Below are 21,038 nucleotides of genomic sequence, written 5' to 3'. Positions count from 1 at the left end.
GTCACTTAAATTTTTATAATTTAGTGACACCTCGAAAGACACCAAAACTTTGAGATTAAATGAATAATTTGATAATCCTAGAAATGAGAAAACCCACTAAATCGTTGAATTTAGTGGGTTTTGTAACCATTTGTATTTCTACTGGCGGAGAAAAGATATCTGGAACCTCAGTGAAATCCAAACCTCGAATCTCCAAGCGGGGTAATAGGAATTTAAGAAAGGTAATGCACTTTCCAGCATTAGCTGCAATTAGGACTGATGAAAGGTTCAGAGATATTTTCTTAAGATTGGTTTCAAAACATGGTATCAAAATGAAGGCTATAGTTGCCATCCAAAGAAAACTGCTAGAATTGACTTTTATCTTATGGAAAAACAATTCTTATTATAAGTCAGAACACCAGTATCAAATCATTCCGTTTCAGGAAGTAACGGAATAAACAAGGGGAAGCTTAATTCTTTACCGATAATTTATTTTAGAGGCTAGCTTTAGCTTATAACCTCCGAACCATTTTTGCGTTTATTCAAATCTAGTATTTAACCTCAGTATAAAAGTAAAAGGCTTAAATTCATAAAAAAACATCGAAAACTATAGAAAAAAATCTGATAGCTTTCGATGTAGACTTAATTATACCAATGTTACTTATTAGTCATTACTTTGTAGGTAGGATCTTCTATAATATTCACATCTATAACTGTTTCAGCATTTTTAAGTAACTGTCTGCAATCTTGGCTTAAATGACGTAAATGTAATTTTTTACCTTCCTTGTGATACTTCTCTGTAATTTTATTCAAGGCTTCAATTGCGGACATATCTACAACTTTGCTTTCCTTGAAATCTATTATCACCTCATCGGGATCGTTTACAACATCAAATTTTTCTGTAAATGCCATAGCTGAGCCAAAGAACAGCGGGCCAAAAATTTCGTAATGCTTTACACCATCTTCATCTACATACTTTCTTGCACGTATTCGTTTGGCACTTTCCCAGGCAAATACAAGAGCTGAAATAACTACACCTATCAAAACGGCTAAAGCTAAGTTGTGTAATAGTACAGTTATAACTGCTACCAGCATACCAATAAAAATGTCGTGTCGAGGCATTTTATTAATAATTCGAAAGCTGACCCACTCAAATGTGCCTATAGCTACCATCATCATTACCCCGACTAATGCCGCCATTGGAATTTGCTCGATTACAGGACCTGCAACCAGAATGATCAATAAGATTGCTATAGCGGCAACTATTGCAGAAAGTCTGGCTCTTCCTCCAGCTCCGATATTCACTAAAGTCTGAGCAACCATTGCACATCCACCCATTCCTCCGAAGAAACCGTTGGTGATATTGGCTATGCCCTGTGCGGCAGCCTCACGGTTAGATTGTCCTTTTGTGCTGGTTATTTCATCAACCATATTAAGCGTTAACAGACTTTCAATCAATCCAACTCCTGCCATTACCAAGGCATAAGGGAAAATAATTTTCAATGTTTCCAGACTAAAAGGAATAGCAGGGATATGAAATGAAGGTAAAGAACCTCCTACAGAGGCGATATCAATTACTTTTTTAGTATCAATGCCGAAAAAATATACAATACCAAAGACAACTATTATTGCTACTAAAGATGCTGGAACCGCCTTTGTAAATTTTGGCAATATAAATACGATAGCTATAGTTAATAATGTCAATCCAGCCATTAGATAAAGCGCCGGTCCCTGCATCCAACCTTCTATCCCGTTTTCAACAACTTTAAATTGAGCTACCTGTGCCATAAAAATGATTACTGCAAGACCGTTTAAGAAACCATACATTACCGGTTGTGGAATCAAGCGGACAAATTTACCCAGCTTAAAAATTCCTACTGAAAATTGCAGTAGACCTGCTAATATAACCGCAGCAAAAAGATATTCCACACCATGTGATGCAGCCAGTGCAATAAGTACGACTACCGTTGCTCCAGCACCTCCGGAAACCATTCCGGGTCTGCCTCCCAAGATTGCAGTAACAATGCCCATTAAAAACGCTGCATAAAGCCCTGTCAAAGGCGAAAGCCCTGCCAGAATAGCAAAGGATAAAGACTCAGGTATCATGGTCATAGCCACTGCAAGACCCGCAAGAATTTCATTTTTGTAATTAATTTTCTGTTTGAAATCAAACAAATTGATAATTTTCTGCATAAAGATTTATGTTTAAAGTTGTAAAATGTAAATAGAAAAGTAGGTACACGCAAGTAAAACCTTCGGGTACGACAGAGAAACCAATAAATTAAAATTGGGAAATATAACAGTTAGCCTAAGATCAAGGCGGAGTAACTTGGGATGATATTTGTACTGTTCTTTTCATTGAGTGGTGCAAAAGTACAATTTATAGTTATTGTACACAATTTAACACGAAATAAAACTAAAAAAATTTGTTTTACAACACAGAATCTTTTCTTTGGTCGCAGTTTGGAAAGAAAAGATGTCAATTCAAAACTAAAAAAGGGATACTGAATATCCCACGAAAATATCTCGCAACCTGTTTGGAAAAATAGGGAAATGAAAGAATGAAATGGAAGATTTTTAACAAAGTGGTTGCACCTTTTTAAATGCAAAAATGCGTTTCCGACCGTAGTTAGGAATTGCATTTTTGCCGCCCGTCCTGATAGAGTAATCGGGGTCAGGTCAGGCGACTTTTATCGGGTGGGTGCGAAAATCTTTCAGATTGTGAAAAAATCCTTTGTATTCGGTCATTCCTCTGCGGAATAAATTCCACAATAAGGAACAACCCATTTGTGCCAATGATGAATTGATAAACAAATCTTGGTGTTCCAATGCTTCGGCAAGTGAGCAACTTGGCGTGTTGTCCTCTTGTTCGGATTGCTTCAGCAATTCGCCAAATTCATCGGTAACAAATGGCAGACTTGCCACCGTTTCGTATTTCTCTGAATGAGGTTGCTTTATGGCTCCAATAGTAGATAGTATTACTTGCCCCGTATCTTGACTGTTTCCAAAGTCTAACCAATATTTTGGTTCGTCTTGGTAGTGTCTGCGGTAGCTTATTTCTTTAAGAATTTCAGCAACGCCGAACCTCGCCTGTACATTGTCCACACAAGTAATGGTAATAGTAGCCCTTGCTTTTTCGGGTAGTCTGCCAAAGTTGTCCTTTTCAAATTTTACCGTTTCGGCTTTCCAATTTGTACCTGCCCAACGGTTGCAACGATTGATTAAAGCAACGGATTTGTATAATCCTGTTTCACTTTCTGCAAAACGCTGTCTGCCTAAATTGGCGGTGGTAATACTGTCATCGTCCCAAAGGCGAACTTGCAACCCTGAGTGTCCTAACGCTATTAAGCTCTCGTTTATTTCCATTAAAGCGGTCAATACCTTTGAGCCTGTACCACCTGCTCCGATAAGGTTTACCGAAATCGGGTTGGTAGGATTGAGTAAATAATTGTCCGTAAAATGGACTGCTGTTTTTGTAGTATTCATCACAATAGATTTTTAAGGGTTTTATTATTCTTTTTCAATACCTCTTTAGGAAAGGGTTTATCTGTATTGATTAGGTCTTTCCAAAGGGTTACAATATTTTTTCTTGTCACGTTTTCGCATAATGAATGGCTGAAATAGGAATTGAAAAAATAATGTTCCCACGCCTGTATAAATTCTTCAACCGAAGCCGAATTTTTAATATCAATACTAACAGTACCCATACATACATTGCCCTTTTCGTAAATATTGAAGAAAGGTGCGTAATGCAGTAGCGTTTTCTCGGTTGGTCTTCTGTCATTTGTCAAAGCAAATACCATAAGACTGCTTTTACTTGCTAACCAAAGCATTGGTGGTACTTGTGCTTTGCCGTTAGGTACGCCCAAACCGTTTACAAAATATAGTTGCCGTTGCTGTGCTTTGGTGCACCAAAGTACCGTACCTTTTTCACTTGGATTGATATGCAGAATGTTAGTCGGTAAAATTCCCTTTGGCTTTAAAAAGGCTGTGCTTTTTTCTTCATCGGTCTGTAAAGCCTTTGCCAATATGTTGGCTTCTTTTACTGTCAATGGGTGGGCATTTATAGGCGTTCCGTTGCTATCCATATCAAAATGTTCCACATACATATCGGTTTCTGTTCCTGCGGTTTCATAGAAAACCAAAGCGGATTTTGGATGGTACAATGTTCCGAAATTCTCGGCTATGTTATTTACGTTGTTCATTTTTCTGTTGTTTTATAGTCATATAGCAACCCACATAAATCGTTCAATAAAGCAAACAAACGGTTCTCAAAATCAAGATTGGTTGCTGTTATTTCGCTTCCGTCAAATTGTTTGCTAATGGTTGGTTCTTCCATTGCCCCATACTCGTTAAACTCGTTGTTGATGTTATCCGAAAGGCTTTCATACAGCCAACCTTTGGTATCGGCAATAAAAGATATATACTTTTCCATTCCGATAGTTTCGTTTTCATCATCATCATCATTATAAGGGTCTTGTTCGGGTCTTGGTGCATTTCTGAAAATAGTTGCGTTCGGATATTCAGTATAAAGGGCAAACGTATTGCAAGCCACCTGCCAACATTCCTTGTCGAACGTATCAAGGCTTTTAAATCGGCTCAAACGCTGTTTAAATATCTTTAGATTGATACGGTTAAATAGTTTCTGTTCTATCCTGTCGCCAATATATTCTGCATTTCTTAACTCACTTTTATACGTTTCGGATTCGTCCGTTTCATCGTCCTGTTCTATCCAGTCTTTTTGCATTTCATATAGCCAATACAAATAGCTGTCTTCCTGTCTGTAATAGGGTACATCGGCAATATGATACAGATAACTGCATACCAATATAAGTAGCTGTGCGGTCTTTTTACGCTTTGGGTCATTGAGCATTTGAAAGAGTGGCATAATGGGAATATAATACAAGGTTGTACCCACATTGTGCCTTTCCTTGCTTACAAAAAATGTTTTTTTACTATTCTGTACCAATTTGAAACTATCCCAATTGATGTTGGCACGTTTTACTTTGGTTTCCATATCCCACATTGCTAATACCATATTGTAGGGAAAACCAAAATCTTTTGTCTGCATTGGTTCAATACTGTAATGTTCGGCAAGTCGGGAAAGGGAATTGTAAAAATCCTTCTCCGTTTTCTGACAAGCCTGTACGGATTGTGCCGTTTTCAGTTTAGGCAGAAACGTACACTTTAGAATACCATTGGTAGCATTGCTATTGGTACGGATTTCTGCTTGTCTTTCTGCACTTGGTTTGCGTCCTTTGGTCTTTGTAGCCAATTTGCGAACTCGCCCAACTGTCGGTGTAACTGCCGTTGTCGTTTCTGTTCGGGTAGTCTGATAACTCCCGATATAATGTTGTGTTGCATAATTCATCGTTTTACTATTTTGGTTTAACCTTTCGTACCCATTACGCTCTCAAATTTGTACTCTACTGCATCATCTTTGATTTGCGGTGCAGATACTTTTGCAGTAGTCAAAATAGGGTACATATTGGCGTAAAAATTCATTACTGCCTCCACGCTCCAACGTGGTTCGGGGTCGGTCAATCTGATGTCCTGTCCTTTATCTTTGAGTATAAAAACTCGTTCTAATTGAGTTGCTAATAACATAATTTTTCGATTTTTGAATTAATACTTTTATTCTTCTTCATCTTCTTCATCTATGGGGTAATCGGCAGTAACCTCTTCCAATTGTGACGGTTCAGGTGTTGCTTCTTCCATTGCTCCGAAAAGGTTCGGTGTGGCAAACTTGTCAGATAATAATGTTTTGCGTTTGCGTATCTCGTCCGCTTTTTCAGGGAACTCCGTCATATCGGGAACTTTTATCCACGCTTCACGGAACTTGCCCTCTTTTTCGAGTTCGTCAGCCTTTGCCATTCCGTCTTTAAACTTCTTGTCTTTGGCTTCCTGTTCTTTCTTTTGCTTGTCGGCTTTTTCTTTTTCCATAGCCGATTGGCGTTTGACTTCTTCCAATTGTTTTAGGAATTTTTCCATATCTACCATTAAGCCCGAAACGGTTTTGATAGGTGCGGTTATCTGCTCAAAAAATCCCTCGTCAAACTCCTGCGGTGTGGCGTTGAATGTCAATGGAGGAATACCGTTTTTGGCATTATCTCCGCATTGTTCGTTGTTGAGCATTACCGTTACTATTAGGTTGCTTTCTATTCCTTTTGAAATGTTCAGTTGCAATACTCCTGTAAAGTCCAACTGCTGTATCTGATTGAAAAAATTTGTGTTCATTGTTCTATAATTTTAATGTGTTTGATAATTGTTCTTTGATTACTGTCAGTTTCTCGTACATATCCGACCAATAGGCATTTTGTCTTTTGTCGAACTCCGAAAAATTCTTGTCTTCGTGGCGGTATTCCTTGTACCTCCTTGCTATTTTTATTGCTTCTTTTAAATCTGTTATCTCTATTGGACAACCGTTTAAATCGTTTACTTTCATATCCCTTGTTTATATTAAGCTACCACCATTTAAGGCGGTAGCCTGTGGGTTCTTTAATTAAGATTTAGAATTTCTGCTCCGTCCAAAGCAAATACCGTACATAGGTCAAATGCTTTTTGTGATTTGAGTTGGGCAGTACCACCCAATACGATGCTTTGCAACTTGGCTTCGTCATTTTTGTAATTTCTTACGTTCTGATAGTAGCCTGTAACAGCGTTGTACGCTCCAAACAATGTGCCTTTTGTTGTGTCCATTTGTTGTGTGTCGCTTATCATTGCATAAGCAAATGCGTCCTCAACGGTATTTTTGAACACGGTTGAAATTTCATCTTCCGCACCTTTTTTGATTAAATCCAAAGTTTCTTTATTCGGGCAAAGTGCCAATTGGATTAGCTTTCTTACCTCTCGGTCTGTTACCTTTACCTTTGCCCACTCATTGAAAATTCCCTCTAATTGATTGCTCAATGTGTCGGCAAGTCCCATAATCTTGTGAGCGTTCTCTATACGCTGTTTTGCTCCCGAAGTGTGTTTGATACGGACTACATTGGTCATATTCCGTAACGAAGCGTTAAGGGTGTTTTGACAAACGATACGGATAGGCGTAAATGCGGCTGTGATACTTCCGCTACCATCGTGCGAAGTAGTCAGGAAAATGTACTTTTCCGTTACATCATCGCCATTGCCTACACGGATATAGTCGGGCAATTTTGCCGTGATAAATATGCGTTCTCCGTTGCCCAATGCTCCTGCGGTTTCATAGAGAATACCCTCGCCACCGCCTACGATAGCATCGAAGAAATTAAAGGCTTCACGATTTTGTACAATGTGGTAATCTCTACCCACTACGCCCAATACTGCATTGTTATCGGTACGGATGTTGGCGAAATAGTTAGGCACTTCCAATTCGCTACTGCCTATTTCTATACCGTTAGTCGTTTCAATAATGCCCGAACCTTTGGTAAATAATGGGGATTTTACGACTTCGTAATCTAACCCTGCGTATTTGATAGCTTCCTCGCTTGTTGGGTATTGCTCCACGATTTGCCCCAAACTGTGCCACGCTTTTTGTTGTACGCTAAAGAATGAATAATGTCCTGTTCTCTCGTTAAAATTGATATTATGTGCCATAATACTTAAAATTTTGATGTTAAAAATGATTGAATACTAGTTGTTAGAATGGGAGGTCGTCCGCTGTTTCCTGTGCTGTAACCTTGTTGTTTTTGGTTTGTGCAGTAGCCTGTACGGTTTCGGCTTTCCTGCTACCTCCGTGCAGTTTGATTTGTGAGGTATGAAAATTAAGTCCTGCTCTTAATTCTCCGTCATTACCTGTCCACGCTCTCGTGCTTACTCTTCCCGATAGTTCTACCAATGTGCCTTTTGTGAGTAGCTTGGCTACTTTTGGAGTTATCCAATAAGAGCAGTCGAAATAGGTTGTTTGCTCTATGCGTTCGCCCGATTTGTTTTTGTAGCTGTCATTGATGGCTACTGAAAAATTTACTACTTGTTTGTCCTGTGAGGTTGTGCGTACTTCCGCATCCCTTGTCAATCTTCCTGTGATGTTCATGATTTTCGATTTTTACGTTATTGAATTTTTGTTTGATTTTTTTGCCTTGATTTTTTTTGCCTTAATTTATTCGGCAATGAGAGGAGGTGCTGAAGTTTCGTTTCACTTTTTTTGCCATTTTCAATGCTGTATTTTTTCATTTCTGACATTTTTTTTATTCGTCTAAAGAGCCGGAGTATGCTTTGTTTCGTTTCACGAGCATAAAAGGTTCGTGTTTAGCAGAAACAAGGTTTTGTCAAAAAAATACGACCCGAATGGGTGGAGATTATTTTGCAAACCCGGAGGGCAAGACCTTGTTTCTGCGTTAAGAACACGGAAATACCTTTGCTCTTGAAATGGGACAAAACAGCATACCGGCTTCTTGAATAAAACTTATGTGGAAGCCAATGGAAAAGGCATTTAGGGAATGGTCTATGTGGTTACAAAACCTGCATCCTTTCAGGAGAATTTCTAAACAACTATTGTTTTTGGTGGTGGCTAGGGAAGCCACTGAAAGGGTATTTAAAAAATATCATCAAGAAATAGTGACGGGAGATTTTTTCAATATGCTTTATCAAGTATCCAATCAAAGCTCTTTTATTAGCAGTGAGATTTGCGTTGGAAAATAAATGTGCTTTGAGGATTAAGTATGGGCATAAAAAAAGCAGGATGGTTAAATCCTGCTTCAATCTGTATGTAAAGAATAAATTTCAAACAATAATTTCGTTTTCCATTTCAATAAATGCTGCTTCCATACCAGAGAATTTATGAGATACCAGATCCATATCCTTACTTATCTTTTGGCTGGTAATCTTAGCATAAATCTGTGTCGTAGAAATATTTTTGTGCCCCATCATTTTACTGAGGCTTTCCAATGGGACACCCTCTGTTAAAAACATCGTTCCAAATGTATGCCTTGCTGTGTGAAAGGTCACTTTTTGTTCTGTAACAATCTTTAATTCCTGAATAAGCTTGTCTATATGACTGTTACAAATTTTGTTTGTAGGAACGGGGAAAATAGAATCATTTCTGGTAGTACCTTTGTATTTTTCAATAATTCGTTTGGGTATCTCCATAAGTCTTACATTAGAAGCAACATCAGATTTTTGTCTTCGGCTTATAATCCAATCGTGACCATCAAAAAAGGATTGTATATTAGTCCTTTTAAGTTGTTTAATATCGATATAAGATAACCCTGTGAAACAGCTGAATACAAAAAGATCCTTTACAAGTTCATAATGTTGTTTTGAAGGATTGTGTAATAAAAGGGATTCTACGTGTTCTTTAAGTAGATAACTACGGTCATTTTCTTTCATAGAGATTTCATAATCTTCAAAAGGATTTATCCTGATAAGACTATTCTTGACAGCTATTTCTGCAACACGATAGAGTGGCATCGTATATACCCAAACAGTATTATGTTTGCATTCTTTGTCTATTCTAAGGAAGAAATCAAATTCCCTAATAAAATCACAGGTCAATTCCCGAAACGCCATATCATCACGATGATACCTGCTTTTTATAAATTCTGCGACGTGGTTATAGACAATTTTGTATTTGTAGTAGGTGCTTTTGGAGCGTTCTCCTTTATCCACCATTTTTCCAAAATCCTCATTGTTCTTTTTAAATACTTTCAGTAAGGAATCGTCCATAACACCAACACCGAGAAATGCGAGTTTTAGCTTTTCTGCCGTGACAAAACCCTCCTGTTTCAGCATATCTTCATAAATAGTGTCGATACGTCCCCGTATGTTATCCAATTTTTGGTTAATGCTCAATGCTTTGACACTTTTGCCCTCAACTCTTCCATACTTTAAATCCCAATTATTGGAGTTAATTTCTAACTTTGTTCCCAAAGTCTTAGCTGCTCCATCAATGGTAATGCGTGCCATAATGGGAGCGTTACCGTTCTTTTTCGGTTCATTCTTTTTCAGATAGAAAAGCAGTTTGAACGTAGATTTTTTCGTCTGTTCCATAACTCAAATGTTTAATGTTTAAAATTAAATTACTTTGAGTTACAAGGGAATGTAAAAAAGAGTGCAAAACACTGAAATATAATTAGTTAAACTCTATAGTTACCTTTATCAATCGGTAACGAATTAGTAACCTAACTTCGTGTTTTCACGACCAAAACGTATCAGACACCGAGTTCCAAACTAAGACTACTCTTTTAGAAAGCATTGTATAGCAACGGTTTTAATCGTTTTGCTTATTTTTGCTTTTTACTAATTTTTTTAGAATAAAAGAAAATATTTAATAAGTACCATTTTGCACACACAATTTATTGTATAAAAGTTCGCTCAATGGAATTGGCCATATGTATTGATTATCTGTTGAAGTAACAGCTGATGCTGTACCTTTAGCAGCAAAATCTTGTCCAAGTCTCATAACATCTAATGATCTAAAACCTTCTCCAAGCAATTCAATTCTTCTCTCTATTGCTAATTGATCTAACAAAGCTTGGGCATTCGTAAATGATGCAACAGTAAATACCGTTGTCGCATCAGATCTTTGACGTACAGCATTTAAAAGCGCTACTGCTCTTGCGTCAATAGAATTGTTATCTCTAACTATAGCTTCAGCAAGATTTAAAAGAATTTCAGAATAACGAATAACTGCTACATAATCTGGATCCCCAGTGCTTTTAGTCCATTTATTAAGATATGTTTTACCTCCATTAACAATGTTTAAAGCTCTTCTTGCATCAGTTGTTTTCCAGCCCAAATTTGAAATAATCCCAGTAGATATCAAGGAATATTCTCCTGTACCAGCAGTGTTAGAATAGTAACTTACAAGAGAGTTTTGAGTTCCTGGAATATCAGTAGGACTAAATGCAAATGAGAATATATTTTCAGAGGTTAATGCAGGTGTTGCAAAAACAGAAGCAATTGCTGGAGCCAATCTATTTGGAACTCCACTAGTCGCAGAAAATGGTGCTGTGTTTGAAACAATTTTATTAGCCTCCAAAATCACTTTATCATATTTCCTCATACTTAAATAGACTCTAGTTTTTAGTGCAATTGCAGTATTTCTATGAGCTCTGGTAGTATTGTTATATGCTGAAGAATTTACACCATCTGCAAGATTAGCTGTTAACAAATTATTTTCAGCAAAATCTAAATCTATAATAATCTGATCATAAATTTCAGCAACGCTAGATCTTACCAAATCACTGTTTCCACTACTTGTCTCAGCGTTAAGCCTTAACGGAAGACCTGGTGTAGCACCATTACTATCCCAATACGGCCTTGCATACAATGTCACTAATGAGTAATAAGATAAAGCTCTTAAAAACGCAGCTTCTGCTGTATATTGTGTTTTCAAAGCAGTAGATATTGGAGAAGTTTCCAAACCCTTAATAACAACATTACATCTGTTAATGGCTAAATATCCAGCATTCCATAAATTATTAACTTCAGAAGTACTAGAAGCAATTCCAAAATTCCATGTTAATAGATTGGTTACACCGTTTGACCTATCATTATTAAATTCTTCGCCACGAACATCCTGATAATTAAAATATCGTCCTCCGTAAAATTGCCCATCTTTTACACCAGCATACAATCCTAAAACTGTTTGTTGTACTCTTTCAGGGGTTTCAAAGGCATTAGCTTCTGAAATTCTTGTTTGATTTACCGGCGACAATGCATCGGTGTCACTACAAGACGATATTACTATTGCAGAAAATAGTATTAAATATATTTTTTTCATTGTTCTTTTATTTTAAATTATAAACTTAGATTTAAACCAAATGAAAATGTTCTGGCCATAGGTGCAGAGTTTCTATCTACACTTGGTGAGCCATTCGAATTTCCATTTGTAGAAATTTCTGGGTCAAAACCGGAATATTTAGTAAATGTGAATGCATTTTGTACACTCAAATAAAATCTAAAATTCGTAAGACCAATTTTATTAATTAAATCTTTAGGCAAACTATAACCAAAAGCAATATTTCTGATTTTTATAAAATCCCCTTTTTCTAAATTATCTGAGATTGGCATTGACGACCCATTAGACACGTTATCACCAAAAACTATTCTTGGTATTTCTGTAACATCACCAGGGTTTTTCCAACGAGTCAATACATCAGCTGAGTTATTCCAAACTCTTTGATCATGTAAACCAGCTTTTGTTCCGTTGTACACATAATTCCCTCCAGAAAAATACATCGAAACATTTAAATCAAACCCCTTGTACATAAATGTATTAGAAAAACCACCAAAATATTTTGGCAATGCCGGCCCCATAACTACTGCATCAGCAGCTTGATTCGCAGCACGTGTAACTGAACCATCACTCACTTTTGTCCATCTTGAAGCTACAGGTGAAGAATGATCATATTGTACAGCAGTACCATCTCTATAATAAAAAATTCTTCTTCCATTAGCTGGATTCACACCACCTGTTTTAACAATATAAAAATCACCTATAGATTCACCCACTCTAATAATATTGGTGTTTTCAAGAGATGTTGCTACTATTATATCTGAATTATTTGCATCTAAAGAAGTGACAACATTCTTTTGAGTTGTAAAATTAATACTTGAATTCCATTTGAAATTTCCTTCTGAGAATATTTTTGCACTTAAAGTAGCTTCAATCCCTTTGTTATTCATACTCCCAACATTTGTTAAAATAGATCTATTTGGAATTCCTGTTGAAGCAGCTTGTGGCACTTCAAGAATCAATCCATCAATATTATTTCTATAATAGCCAAACTCTCCTGAAATTCGATCATTAAACAAACCAAAATTCAAACCAAAATCTGTCTTTTTACTTGTTTCCCATGATAGATTTTTATTTCCAGCTTGTGCGTAAGACAGTGTTGGATTTGTTCCATTTAGTCCAGCGTTAAAAAAACTACTTGCTGCATAACTACCTATTCCTTGATTATTACCAACAACACCATAGCTTGCTCTAAATTTAAATAAATTTACGACTTCAGCAATAGCCGAGTTTTTAATAAAATTTTCCTCAGATAAAGTCCATCCTAATGCTCCTCCATAAAAATTACCCCACTTATTTCCTGGAGCAAAGGCGGAATAACCATCACGTCTAGCATTTACAGAGAAATAATATTTTTTGTCGAAATCGTAATTTACACGACCAAAATAAGATTCAAGATAATTTTCCACAAGCAAATTTCCTGCTGGAACAATAGTACTAAATCCACCTTGATATTCATTGAAAAATGGATCTGAAACCGTTTTTCTAGTTGCTCCCCATGCATCCGTCTTTGAATATTGTCTTTCTGAACCTAATAAAGCACTAAAATTATGTTTTTCGGTTAAAGTAAGATTGTAGTCCAATATGTTTTGTATAGATTTTCTAGAATATCTATTCATTGTATTTGTTGCAGTACCCTTGTCAGTAAATCCATCTCCTTGTAAAGGAGCTAAAAATCTTTATTTTCAATAATTAGATTGTCTATCCCATAAAGAGATTTAAAATTCAACCCCTTAGCTAGCTTAAAACCGATATAAAAATTTGAAATAATATGATCATTTTGAGCTGAAAAAGTATTATTATCTATTATATATTTTGCATTTCCAAATTGCAGAGCAGTTAAATTATTACCATAACCAATTTGGTTAGCTCTTAAGTTATAAGTTCCGTCGTTATTAAAAGGTCCAACATTAGGAGCTTGAACAAATGCTAATCTTGCAGCACCTGATGAAGCAAATGCTGCTCCGTTTGCAGATCCAGTGTTAAGCCCGTTAGTCCTAGAATTAGTATAGTTAAAAGTCCCTCCAAGAGTAATCCAACTGTTTACTTTATGATCTAGAGAAAAGCGACCCGTTTGTCTTCTGAAATCATTATTGATAAACATACCTTCCTGTTCTAATTGACCTGCAGACAAGTAATATTTTGTATTCTCAGTTGCTCCGGAAATATTAATACTATGATTATATGCAACACCCGTTCTGTACGCGTAATCGTACCAATTAGTGTCTACCAATTTTCCACTAGCATCAGTCATGGTATAAAACCCTCTAGTTGTTCCATTTGCAGGCGTCCCAAAATTTGCTAGCCCTTCGTTTTTAATTTCAGTAAATTGTTTTGCATCTAGAAGATCAATCAAATTATAAGCACTTGTAAAGCTTACTGAAGAATCAAAGTTAACTACAACTTTTCCTGCTTTTCCTTTTTTTGTCGTAATTAATATTACACCCGCAGCCGCTCTAGATCCATAAATTGCAGCAGATGAAGCATCTTTTAAAACTTCAATACTTTCAATATCTGCTGAATTAATATCTGCCAATGGGTTATTCGCCGCACTACTTTGATTTAAATTATCTCCATTCCACGAAGGAACTCCATCTATTACGATTAGGGGATAAGAGCTTAAACTGATAGAGTTTATACCTCTAATACGGATAACTGCTTGATTACCTAAAACTCCATTTGGAGCAGAAACGTTCACACCAGATGCCGCTCCGGACAATGCTTGATCAAAACTTTGAACAGGTATATTTTTAACTTTATCCCCCCCAATTTTTGCAATCGCTCCATTAACATCTCTTTTCTTTTGAGTTCCATAACCTACCACTACAACCTCTTCAAGAGTTTGCGAAGAGGATTTTAGTTTTACATTAATCGATGATGAGCTAGCTTTAATTTCTTGAGCTTCCATCCCAATATAACTAAAAATTAGAATCTGGCTTGATGAAGCTTTGATAGAATACTTACCATCAAAATCAGTTTGAGTCCCAGATTTAGTTCCTTTCACTAATACACTCACACCTGGTAAAGGCAATCCTGAATTATCCGAAACAACACCAGTAATGGTTTTCTCTTGTGCGAAAGAAAACTGCATAGATAACGCTAACAATAGCGTAAAAATCCATTTAAATTTTAATCTCATATTAATTTATTTTGAATTAGTTATTTCACAAAAATCATAATAATTTCTTAAAAAACCAACTATTTACAAGAATTAAAATATTTTATTTTTATCAGTCTTTTTCATTAAAAAACACACAAACCATTATATTTTGTTTTTTTTACTTAATTATATCTTGATATTACTTCACAAATCAATATTTTTGTCAAAATTAATACAATGTTAAGCCCCTTTTTTTTAACACAAAATTTAGAAACTGGAACTGACGAAGCAGGTCGTGGTTGCCTTGCAGGACCAGTTACTGCTGCAGCAGTAATTTTACCCTCTGATTTTCAAAACAGTACACTAAACGACAGCAAACAACTGTCTGAAAAAGCGAGAGAAAAATTAAGACCTATTATAGAGCAAGAGTGCATTTCATTTGCGGTAACTCATCTGGAACCTTTAATAATCGATGAAATAAACATTCTGAATGCATCTATAAAAGCAATGCAGGAGAGCATTCTAAAATTAGACCCAAAACCTGAATCTATTATTGTAGACGGAAATAGTCCATTAATACCTAAAGGAGGAATTAAAAATCGCGGAGGAAAGATTTTTACCGATGCCGAAATTGAAATCCTAAACTCAATCCCCAACACTAGTATTATTAAAGGAGATTCAAAATTTATGAGTATTGCTGCCGCTTCCGTGTTGGCAAAAACATATCGTGATGAATATATGAACCGGATTCATGAGGAATTCCCAATGTACAATTGGAAACAAAACAAAGGTTACCCTACCAAAGAACACCGAGAAGCAATTCGAATCTACGGGGTTACAAAATACCACCGAATGACATTTCGCTTATTGCCGGAACAGTATACTTTTGATTTTTGATTGTAGATTAATGATTTTTGATTGCAGATTTCTCAAAAGTCGCTTCAAAAAGAATGGAGAAATGTTTCAGGATTTTTTCTTTGACTTCTTCTTCATTAACTTTTTCTACGCCAAGTTCTACATTTAATGAAGTCACCGCTTTACCGCGAATACCACACGGAATGATATTATCAAAATAACCTAAATCGGCATTTACGTTTAAAGCAAATCCGTGCATGGTTACCCAACGGGAAGCGCGAACACCCATAGCACAAATTTTTCTTGCAAATGGAGTTCCTGCACCTAACCAAACTCCAGTTTCACCTTCGCTTCTGCCGCAAGCAATTCCATATTCCTGAAGAGTAAGAATAATGGCCTCTTCCAGAAAACGCAAGTATTTATGAATATCAGTAAAAAAATTTTCTAAGTCTATAATTGGATACCCTACAATTTGCCCCGGTCCGTGATAGGTAATATCGCCGCCACGATTGATTTTGTAGAAAGTTGCTCCTTTGGTTTCCAATTGCTTTTCAGATAAAAGCAAATTACTTAAATCACCACTTTTACCCAAAGTATAAACGTGTGAATGCTCCACAAAAAGAAAGTAATTTGGAGTTTCTAAGTCGAGTTCTTCTCTGCGATTTCGAATTTTCAAGTCAACGATTCCTTTAAACAATTCCTCTTGGTATTCCCAAGTTTCCTTGTAATCTTTGGCTCCTAAATCTTGAAGTTGGATGGTTTTATTCATTTGTCATTGCTAGGAACGAAGCAATCCTATTTCGTCCACTTATTTTTGAATTGCAAAGGTACAAAGTTTTTAAGAGAAGTAACAGAGAAGAAAAACTTCCAATATAAGTTACTCTAAAACAACTTCCAGATTCGTACTCTCAGGATTTACTAAACAATCTGCTATTAGAAATTGTAATTCCAATGATTTTCTATCTTCACTGATTTTTGCATTCGAATTGGACACCGATTTTATTTTTCTGGGGAAATGATATTTTAGAAGATAAGGTTGCGTGATTTTAAATTTAGAAACTTGCGTTTTATATCCTTCAATCTTATCCTGCTGTTTTTTTAGCTCAACTGCATCAGTAATTTTTACTATTCTTTTAAAAAGACTTCCGTCAAAAGCATAATTTACACTATAATAATGTTCTTCGGCAACCAATGCGTAATTATTTTCTATATCATCTGCATATTCCTCGGTTTTGTATAAGTCTGCGACTTCCTCTATTTTATTAAAGTTTTGAGTGATTGTTGTGCGAAATTCTTTCTCGAAAGAGCTTTTCTTAATATGTACTTTTACCGTAGCAAATTTTTGAAAAATGGCTTTTTCAAATGCTGGCAATCTGGAAAAAGTTTCGGAATGTTTCGCTATCAAATCTTCAAAAACATAAGTGGTATCTCTAAAAATTTCTTCTTTGGAGTAGTTTTCACCCGCTAATTGCATATAACTGTGTTCATCGCGAAGTGATACCGTTTCTATTTTTCCGGTTCCGTCTTCGTTTAAATATATGGTTTCTGTGACTTGGCAACTTGTTAAAAAGAATACTAAAAGTAGTAAAGCGTATATTTTCATTTGGTAATTCAGAGTATTTATTGGTTTCCAAATATACATGATTTGTACTATTTTTCACGCTGTTTTGAAAAAGAAAAAGTAGTTGAATAACCCCGATAGTCCCGAAGCTTCGAGAGACATCCTTTTTTTCTTGTTTTTTGTTCAACAAGAAAAAAAGATAGAACGAATATCGGGACAAGTTGTCTTGAAAAAACAAAATTATCTGCTCCAAAAAACTAAAACCCTTTATGTATTGCTGTCTTTGCAACTTTAGAACTTATATAGTATCTTTGCGCTCTTAAAATCAGAATATAATGGCATTATCCGAACAAGAAACTCTACGTAGAGAAGCACTTACAGAATTACGCAATTTAGGCATCGAACCTTATCCTGCAGCCGAATTTATCACAACCGCATATTCTAGCGAAATCCTTGCTGATTTCGAAAAATACGAAGGAAAAGAGGTTGTTTTAGCAGGTCGTTTGATGGGTAAACGTATCATGGGAAAGGCCTCATTTGCAGAATTGAAAGATGCTGAAGGACGTATTCAAGTATATGTTTCCAGAGATGATATTTCGACTGATGAAGAAAAAACAATGTACAATGTAGTTTTCAAAAAACTATTGGATATTGGTGATTTTATTGGGGTTCGTGGGACAGTTTTTAAAACACAAGTGGGTGAAATCTCGGTTCATATTTATGGATTGACGGTTTTGTCTAAAGCTTTAAAACCACTTCCTGTTGTAAAAACAGATGCCGATGGAAAAACGCATGATGCTTTTGCTGATCCGGAACAAAGATACCGCCGTCGTTATGTGGATTTAACGGTGAACGATCACGTGAAAGAAACATTTATTAAAAGAACAAAATTGTTCAATGCAATGCGTTCGTTCTTTAATGACAAAGGATATTTAGAGGTAGAAACGCCTGTTTTACAACCGATTCCCGGTGGTGCTGCAGCGCGCCCTTTTATCACGCACCACAACTCGCTAGACATGCCTTTATACATGCGTATTGCAAATGAGTTGTACTTAAAAAGATTGATCGTTGGTGGTTTTGAAGGAGTTTATGAGTTTTCGAAAAATTTCCGTAACGAAGGAATGGACCGTACACACAACCCTGAATTTACTGCCATGGAAATATATGTAGCCTACAAAGACTACAACTGGATGATGAAATTTGCCGAAGACCTTTTGGAACATTGTGCCATTGCCGTAAATGGAACTTCAGAAGTGACTTTTGGAGAACATACCATCAATTTCAAAGCGCCTTACGCACGAGTTACAATGACTGATTCTATCAAACATTTTACTGGATTTGATATTTCAGGAAAAAGTGAAACAGAGCTATTTGATGCTGCCAGAGGCATGGGAATTGACGTGGATAAAACCATGGGTAAAGGAAAATTGATTGATGAAATTTTTGGCGCTAAATGCGAAGGAAATTATATTCAACCTACTTACATCACCGATTATCCAAAGGAAATGTCACCATTGTGTAAGCAACACCGTGACAATCCAGAATTGACAGAACGTTTTGAATTAATGGTTTGTGGTAAAGAAGTTGCGAACGCATATTCTGAATTAAACGACCCAATTGACCAAAGAGAACGTTTTGAAGACCAAATGAGATTGTCTGAAAAAGGAGATGATGAAGCCACTGGAATTATCGATGAGGATTTCTTGAGAGCTTTAGAATACGGGATGCCTCCAACATCTGGAATGGGAATTGGAATGGATCGATTGATTATGTATTTGACAAATAATGCTTCTATTCAAGAAGTGTTGTTGTTCCCGCAAATGCGACCAGAGAAAAAACAAGTTCAAATTGAATTAGAAGAAGACGAAAAATTAATTATTGATCTTTTGAAAGTCAATGAAAACCAAATGGAGTTTGGTCTTTTGAAAATCAAATCAGAATTGAGCGGTAAAAAATGGGACAAAGCCATGAAAAATTTATCTTCTTTAGGAATGACTGAAGTTGTCGTGAATGGCGATAGTAAAGCGTGTCGATTGAAAGAATAAGTTTATTCAAGTATATATTTAAAAAAAGGAGCTTCATTTTAAGCTCCTTTTTTATAGAATAAACTAAAAAATTACAGACGATACTAAATACGATGTAATCACATAAAAAAGCCGGCTCTTTTTAGAGCCGGCTTACTAATTCAAATAAAACCTTACGATTAAAATCCTAAACCAACAGCCATTGCTGTAGCTTGAATATTTATATCAGAAACCTTAGTTGCAGCACCCGTTGCCATATTAATACTGTATACAGAAGTAACACTGTTTACTTTCAATAAAGCAAAAGCAGTAGCACTATTTCCACCAATATCAAATCCGCTATCTGCATCAACATTTACCCCTAAATTTCCAATAGCAACTAATGTACCGTTATTTGGTGGGTCTTGACGGAATAACATATCCGTTTGTGAGTCAATTACAAACAAAGCTGTTGTAGTTGCTCCAGCAATATTATTTGTATATGCAGCACCCGTTATAAATGGTGTTCCAGGATTTAAATTACCGTCAACTGCTACTACTGTTCCCAAATCTGGGTGTAAACGTAGGTTTTGACCTGCATTACTTACTAATCTTATTCTGTCCACCGTTGGATTAAAATCAAAACCAAAAGCTGTACCTGATAATCCAGGCACTAATGTTGAACCAACTACTGTTAATGCTCCACTTGCAGTATTCACAGAAAACAACCTGCTTTGATTTGAGATTGCATACAATGCTCCATTTGCCGGTCTAAAATCTAAACCTACAATACTTTCGCTTGCAGCTAAACCAGTTAATGCTACAGAATTATTATTCCCGCTTGTAGGATTAAAACGAACCAACATATTTCCAGTAGTTGTTGCATAAGCGATTGGATTAGTCTTAAATGCTAAACTTATTACCGGAGCAGTGAATTTACCAACATCAACGGCTTTTCCTGTAGCTAAATCAATTGTATATAATGTGGATACATTAGCATTGTTTGTTACAGCAAGAGCAGTAGAATTATCCGCTAAAATATCCATATCTCCTACACCTTGAAAGTTAACTCCTAAGTCACCAACAAGTTGAAGCGTTCCATCGTTAGGCGGCGTTTGCATGTATAATTTATCTTGTTCAAAATCAATATCATACAACATAGTTGCGGTAGCTCCCGCCATACTATTGGTATATGCTACAGCACCAATTTTAGCATTTACACCACCATTAATAATACCATCAGTTACCACAACGGTTCCTAATTCTGGATGCAATCTTAAATTTTGACCTGAATCTGTTACCAAACGAATTCTATCTACTGTAGGATTAAAATCTAATGAGGCATTTCCTCCCGCAAGTACAGGCGAGAAAGATGCTGCGCCTAGTGCCGTTGCCACTCCGCTTTTTTCATTGATAAAGTAAAGACGGCTAGAGGAACCTAATGCATACAATTGTCCAGTTGCAGGTCTATAATCAATACTTACAATAGTCTCTGATGCAGCCAAACCAACAATTGGAGTAGTTGAAGTTGGAGTTCCTAAATTTCTCGCATTGAATGTAAGAATGGTATTATTACTGGCCAATGCCGTAAAATTAACATCCGGTGCAATAACAGCAGGCATTATCATATCATTGTTATCATCATTGCATGAAATTGCGGTAAAAGATAACAGTGCTAATCCAAAAATGGTAGCAAATCCTAAATTAAGTTGTTTGTTTTTCATCGTTTATTTATTTAGTTATGTTATTACATACGAAGCGTACTTCATTATGGTTTTAAAATTTTGAAAAAAAATTTCAAATAACTATCTAAATTGAAACGGATTA

General features: G+C 36.1%; 19 protein-coding genes and 1 pseudogene. 4 read left to right on the top strand and 16 right to left on the bottom strand.

Going from position 1 to position 21,038, the window contains the following annotated elements; all coding sequences use genetic code 11:
• Positions 1-158: 158 nt before the first annotated feature.
• Positions 159-437: pseudogene (locus Q1W72_RS12015) on the top strand (transposase); the annotation flags it as partial.
• 199 nt (positions 438-636) lie between these two features.
• On the opposite strand, the gene Q1W72_RS12010 reads toward Q1W72_RS12015, so the two are convergent.
• The 9 genes from Q1W72_RS12010 to Q1W72_RS11970 all read right to left on the bottom strand — a co-directional run bounded on the left by Q1W72_RS12010 (position 637) and on the right by Q1W72_RS11970 (position 7,987).
• Positions 637-2,172 carry a SulP family inorganic anion transporter gene (locus Q1W72_RS12010; RefSeq protein ID WP_073075561.1) on the bottom strand — a complete coding sequence of 512 codons (1,536 nt, stop codon included), beginning with the start codon at positions 2,170-2,172 and terminating at the stop codon, positions 637-639.
• A 486-nt stretch (positions 2,173-2,658) separates the two neighbouring features.
• Positions 2,659-3,465 carry a PRTRC system ThiF family protein gene (locus tag Q1W72_RS12005; RefSeq protein ID WP_072938844.1) on the bottom strand — a complete coding sequence of 269 codons (807 nt, stop codon included), beginning with the start codon at positions 3,463-3,465 and terminating at the stop codon, positions 2,659-2,661.
• Positions 3,465-4,184: a PRTRC system protein B gene (locus tag Q1W72_RS12000; RefSeq protein WP_302135512.1), complete on the bottom strand. Its 720-nt coding sequence runs from the start codon at positions 4,182-4,184 to the stop codon at positions 3,465-3,467. The genes Q1W72_RS12005 and Q1W72_RS12000 overlap by 1 nt, the downstream gene beginning before the upstream one ends.
• On the bottom strand, positions 4,181-5,350 hold the full coding sequence (locus Q1W72_RS11995) for a hypothetical protein (protein ID WP_302135510.1): 1,170 nt from the start codon (positions 5,348-5,350) through the stop codon (positions 4,181-4,183). Before Q1W72_RS11995 ends, Q1W72_RS12000 begins: the two co-directional genes overlap by 4 nt.
• Before the next feature lie 17 nt (positions 5,351-5,367).
• Entirely contained in the window at positions 5,368-5,586 is a 219-nt protein-coding gene (locus tag Q1W72_RS11990) for a PRTRC system protein C (RefSeq protein WP_037438461.1), read from the bottom strand.
• A 27-nt stretch (positions 5,587-5,613) separates the two neighbouring features.
• Positions 5,614-6,216, bottom strand: a complete 603-nt coding sequence (locus Q1W72_RS11985) for a PRTRC system protein E (protein WP_302135500.1) — start codon at positions 6,214-6,216, stop codon at positions 5,614-5,616.
• 4 nt (positions 6,217-6,220) lie between these two features.
• Entirely contained in the window at positions 6,221-6,424 is a 204-nt protein-coding gene (locus tag Q1W72_RS11980) for a hypothetical protein (protein ID WP_302135498.1), read from the bottom strand.
• 53 nt (positions 6,425-6,477) lie between these two features.
• Positions 6,478-7,551 carry a DUF932 domain-containing protein gene (locus Q1W72_RS11975; RefSeq protein WP_302135497.1) on the bottom strand — a complete coding sequence of 358 codons (1,074 nt, stop codon included), beginning with the start codon at positions 7,549-7,551 and terminating at the stop codon, positions 6,478-6,480.
• 43 nt (positions 7,552-7,594) lie between these two features.
• Positions 7,595-7,987, bottom strand: a complete 393-nt coding sequence (locus Q1W72_RS11970; RefSeq protein WP_072938866.1) for a single-stranded DNA-binding protein — start codon at positions 7,985-7,987, stop codon at positions 7,595-7,597.
• 386 nt (positions 7,988-8,373) lie between these two features.
• Between Q1W72_RS11970 and Q1W72_RS11965 the strand changes: the two genes are divergently transcribed.
• Entirely contained in the window at positions 8,374-8,595 is a 222-nt protein-coding gene (locus Q1W72_RS11965) for a hypothetical protein (protein WP_139256882.1), read from the top strand.
• An 81-nt stretch (positions 8,596-8,676) separates the two neighbouring features.
• Here Q1W72_RS11965 and Q1W72_RS11960 read toward each other — a convergent pair whose 3' ends face one another.
• From Q1W72_RS11960 to Q1W72_RS11945, 4 genes are all read right to left on the bottom strand, one after another.
• The gene (locus Q1W72_RS11960) at positions 8,677-9,942 is read right to left on the bottom strand and encodes a site-specific integrase (RefSeq protein WP_291100823.1); all 1,266 of its coding nucleotides are present in this window, start codon (positions 9,940-9,942) and stop codon (positions 8,677-8,679) included.
• Positions 9,943-10,219: 277 nt separating this feature from the next.
• Entirely contained in the window at positions 10,220-11,677 is a 1,458-nt protein-coding gene (locus tag Q1W72_RS11955) for a RagB/SusD family nutrient uptake outer membrane protein (RefSeq protein WP_302135491.1), read from the bottom strand.
• A 17-nt stretch (positions 11,678-11,694) separates the two neighbouring features.
• A complete protein-coding gene (locus Q1W72_RS11950) occupies positions 11,695-13,311 on the bottom strand; it encodes a TonB-dependent receptor (protein ID WP_302135489.1) in 1,617 nt (538 codons plus the stop codon).
• Between the two features lie 50 nt (positions 13,312-13,361).
• On the bottom strand, positions 13,362-14,831 hold the full coding sequence (locus tag Q1W72_RS11945; protein WP_302135486.1) for a SusC/RagA family TonB-linked outer membrane protein: 1,470 nt from the start codon (positions 14,829-14,831) through the stop codon (positions 13,362-13,364).
• A gap of 198 nt (positions 14,832-15,029) precedes the next feature.
• Between Q1W72_RS11945 and Q1W72_RS11940 the strand changes: the two genes are divergently transcribed.
• Complete coding sequence (locus Q1W72_RS11940) at positions 15,030-15,689, top strand: ribonuclease HII (protein WP_302135484.1); 660 nt, start codon at positions 15,030-15,032, stop codon at positions 15,687-15,689.
• A gap of 7 nt (positions 15,690-15,696) precedes the next feature.
• On the opposite strand, the gene lipB is transcribed toward Q1W72_RS11940, so the two are convergent.
• Together lipB and Q1W72_RS11930 are read right to left on the bottom strand one after the other, a co-directional pair.
• Positions 15,697-16,416 carry a lipoyl(octanoyl) transferase LipB gene (lipB, locus tag Q1W72_RS11935; RefSeq protein ID WP_302135482.1) on the bottom strand — a complete coding sequence of 240 codons (720 nt, stop codon included), beginning with the start codon at positions 16,414-16,416 and terminating at the stop codon, positions 15,697-15,699.
• Between the two features lie 108 nt (positions 16,417-16,524).
• Positions 16,525-17,289 carry a hypothetical protein gene (locus Q1W72_RS11930; RefSeq protein WP_302135480.1) on the bottom strand — a complete coding sequence of 255 codons (765 nt, stop codon included), beginning with the start codon at positions 17,287-17,289 and terminating at the stop codon, positions 16,525-16,527.
• Between the two features lie 254 nt (positions 17,290-17,543).
• Between Q1W72_RS11930 and lysS the strand changes: the two genes are divergently transcribed.
• Complete coding sequence (lysS, locus tag Q1W72_RS11925; protein ID WP_302135478.1) at positions 17,544-19,253, top strand: lysine--tRNA ligase; 1,710 nt, start codon at positions 17,544-17,546, stop codon at positions 19,251-19,253.
• Between the two features lie 158 nt (positions 19,254-19,411).
• On the opposite strand, the gene Q1W72_RS11920 is transcribed toward lysS, so the two are convergent.
• On the bottom strand, positions 19,412-20,935 hold the full coding sequence (locus Q1W72_RS11920; RefSeq protein WP_302135477.1) for a DUF4394 domain-containing protein: 1,524 nt from the start codon (positions 20,933-20,935) through the stop codon (positions 19,412-19,414).
• Positions 20,936-21,038 lie beyond the last annotated feature (103 nt).

The organism is Flavobacterium sp. ZE23DGlu08, assembly GCF_030505335.1.
Lineage (GTDB): Bacteria > Bacteroidota > Bacteroidia > Flavobacteriales > Flavobacteriaceae > Flavobacterium > Flavobacterium algoritolerans.
The sequence above is the reverse complement of the archived record's forward strand: the minus strand, read 5'-3'. Positions and strand labels throughout refer to the sequence as shown.

Excerpts from the sequence above, each read along its gene's own strand:
- Q1W72_RS12010 (WP_073075561.1), bottom strand. The coding sequence starts at position 2,172 with ATGCAGAAAATTATCAATTTGTTTGATTTCAAACAGAAAATTAATTAC.
- Q1W72_RS12005 (WP_072938844.1), bottom strand. The coding sequence starts at position 3,465 with ATGAATACTACAAAAACAGCAGTCCATTTTACGGACAATTATTTACTC.
- Q1W72_RS12000 (WP_302135512.1), bottom strand. The coding sequence starts at position 4,184 with ATGAACAACGTAAATAACATAGCCGAGAATTTCGGAACATTGTACCAT.
- Q1W72_RS11995 (WP_302135510.1), bottom strand. The coding sequence starts at position 5,350 with ATGAATTATGCAACACAACATTATATCGGGAGTTATCAGACTACCCGA.
- Q1W72_RS11990 (WP_037438461.1), bottom strand. The coding sequence starts at position 5,586 with ATGTTATTAGCAACTCAATTAGAACGAGTTTTTATACTCAAAGATAAA.
- Q1W72_RS11985 (WP_302135500.1), bottom strand. The coding sequence starts at position 6,216 with ATGAACACAAATTTTTTCAATCAGATACAGCAGTTGGACTTTACAGGA.
- Q1W72_RS11980 (WP_302135498.1), bottom strand. The coding sequence starts at position 6,424 with ATGAAAGTAAACGATTTAAACGGTTGTCCAATAGAGATAACAGATTTA.
- Q1W72_RS11975 (WP_302135497.1), bottom strand. The coding sequence starts at position 7,551 with ATGGCACATAATATCAATTTTAACGAGAGAACAGGACATTATTCATTC.
- Q1W72_RS11970 (WP_072938866.1), bottom strand. The coding sequence starts at position 7,987 with ATGAACATCACAGGAAGATTGACAAGGGATGCGGAAGTACGCACAACC.
- Q1W72_RS11965 (WP_139256882.1), top strand. The coding sequence starts at position 8,374 with ATGGAAAAGGCATTTAGGGAATGGTCTATGTGGTTACAAAACCTGCAT.
- Q1W72_RS11960 (WP_291100823.1), bottom strand. The coding sequence starts at position 9,942 with ATGGAACAGACGAAAAAATCTACGTTCAAACTGCTTTTCTATCTGAAA.
- Q1W72_RS11955 (WP_302135491.1), bottom strand. The coding sequence starts at position 11,677 with ATGAAAAAAATATATTTAATACTATTTTCTGCAATAGTAATATCGTCT.
- Q1W72_RS11950 (WP_302135489.1), bottom strand. The coding sequence starts at position 13,311 with ATGAATAGATATTCTAGAAAATCTATACAAAACATATTGGACTACAAT.
- Q1W72_RS11945 (WP_302135486.1), bottom strand. The coding sequence starts at position 14,831 with ATGAGATTAAAATTTAAATGGATTTTTACGCTATTGTTAGCGTTATCT.
- Q1W72_RS11940 (WP_302135484.1), top strand. The coding sequence starts at position 15,030 with ATGTTAAGCCCCTTTTTTTTAACACAAAATTTAGAAACTGGAACTGAC.
- lipB (WP_302135482.1), bottom strand. The coding sequence starts at position 16,416 with ATGAATAAAACCATCCAACTTCAAGATTTAGGAGCCAAAGATTACAAG.
- Q1W72_RS11930 (WP_302135480.1), bottom strand. The coding sequence starts at position 17,289 with ATGTATATTTGGAAACCAATAAATACTCTGAATTACCAAATGAAAATA.
- lysS (WP_302135478.1), top strand. The coding sequence starts at position 17,544 with ATGGCATTATCCGAACAAGAAACTCTACGTAGAGAAGCACTTACAGAA.
- Q1W72_RS11920 (WP_302135477.1), bottom strand. The coding sequence starts at position 20,935 with ATGAAAAACAAACAACTTAATTTAGGATTTGCTACCATTTTTGGATTA.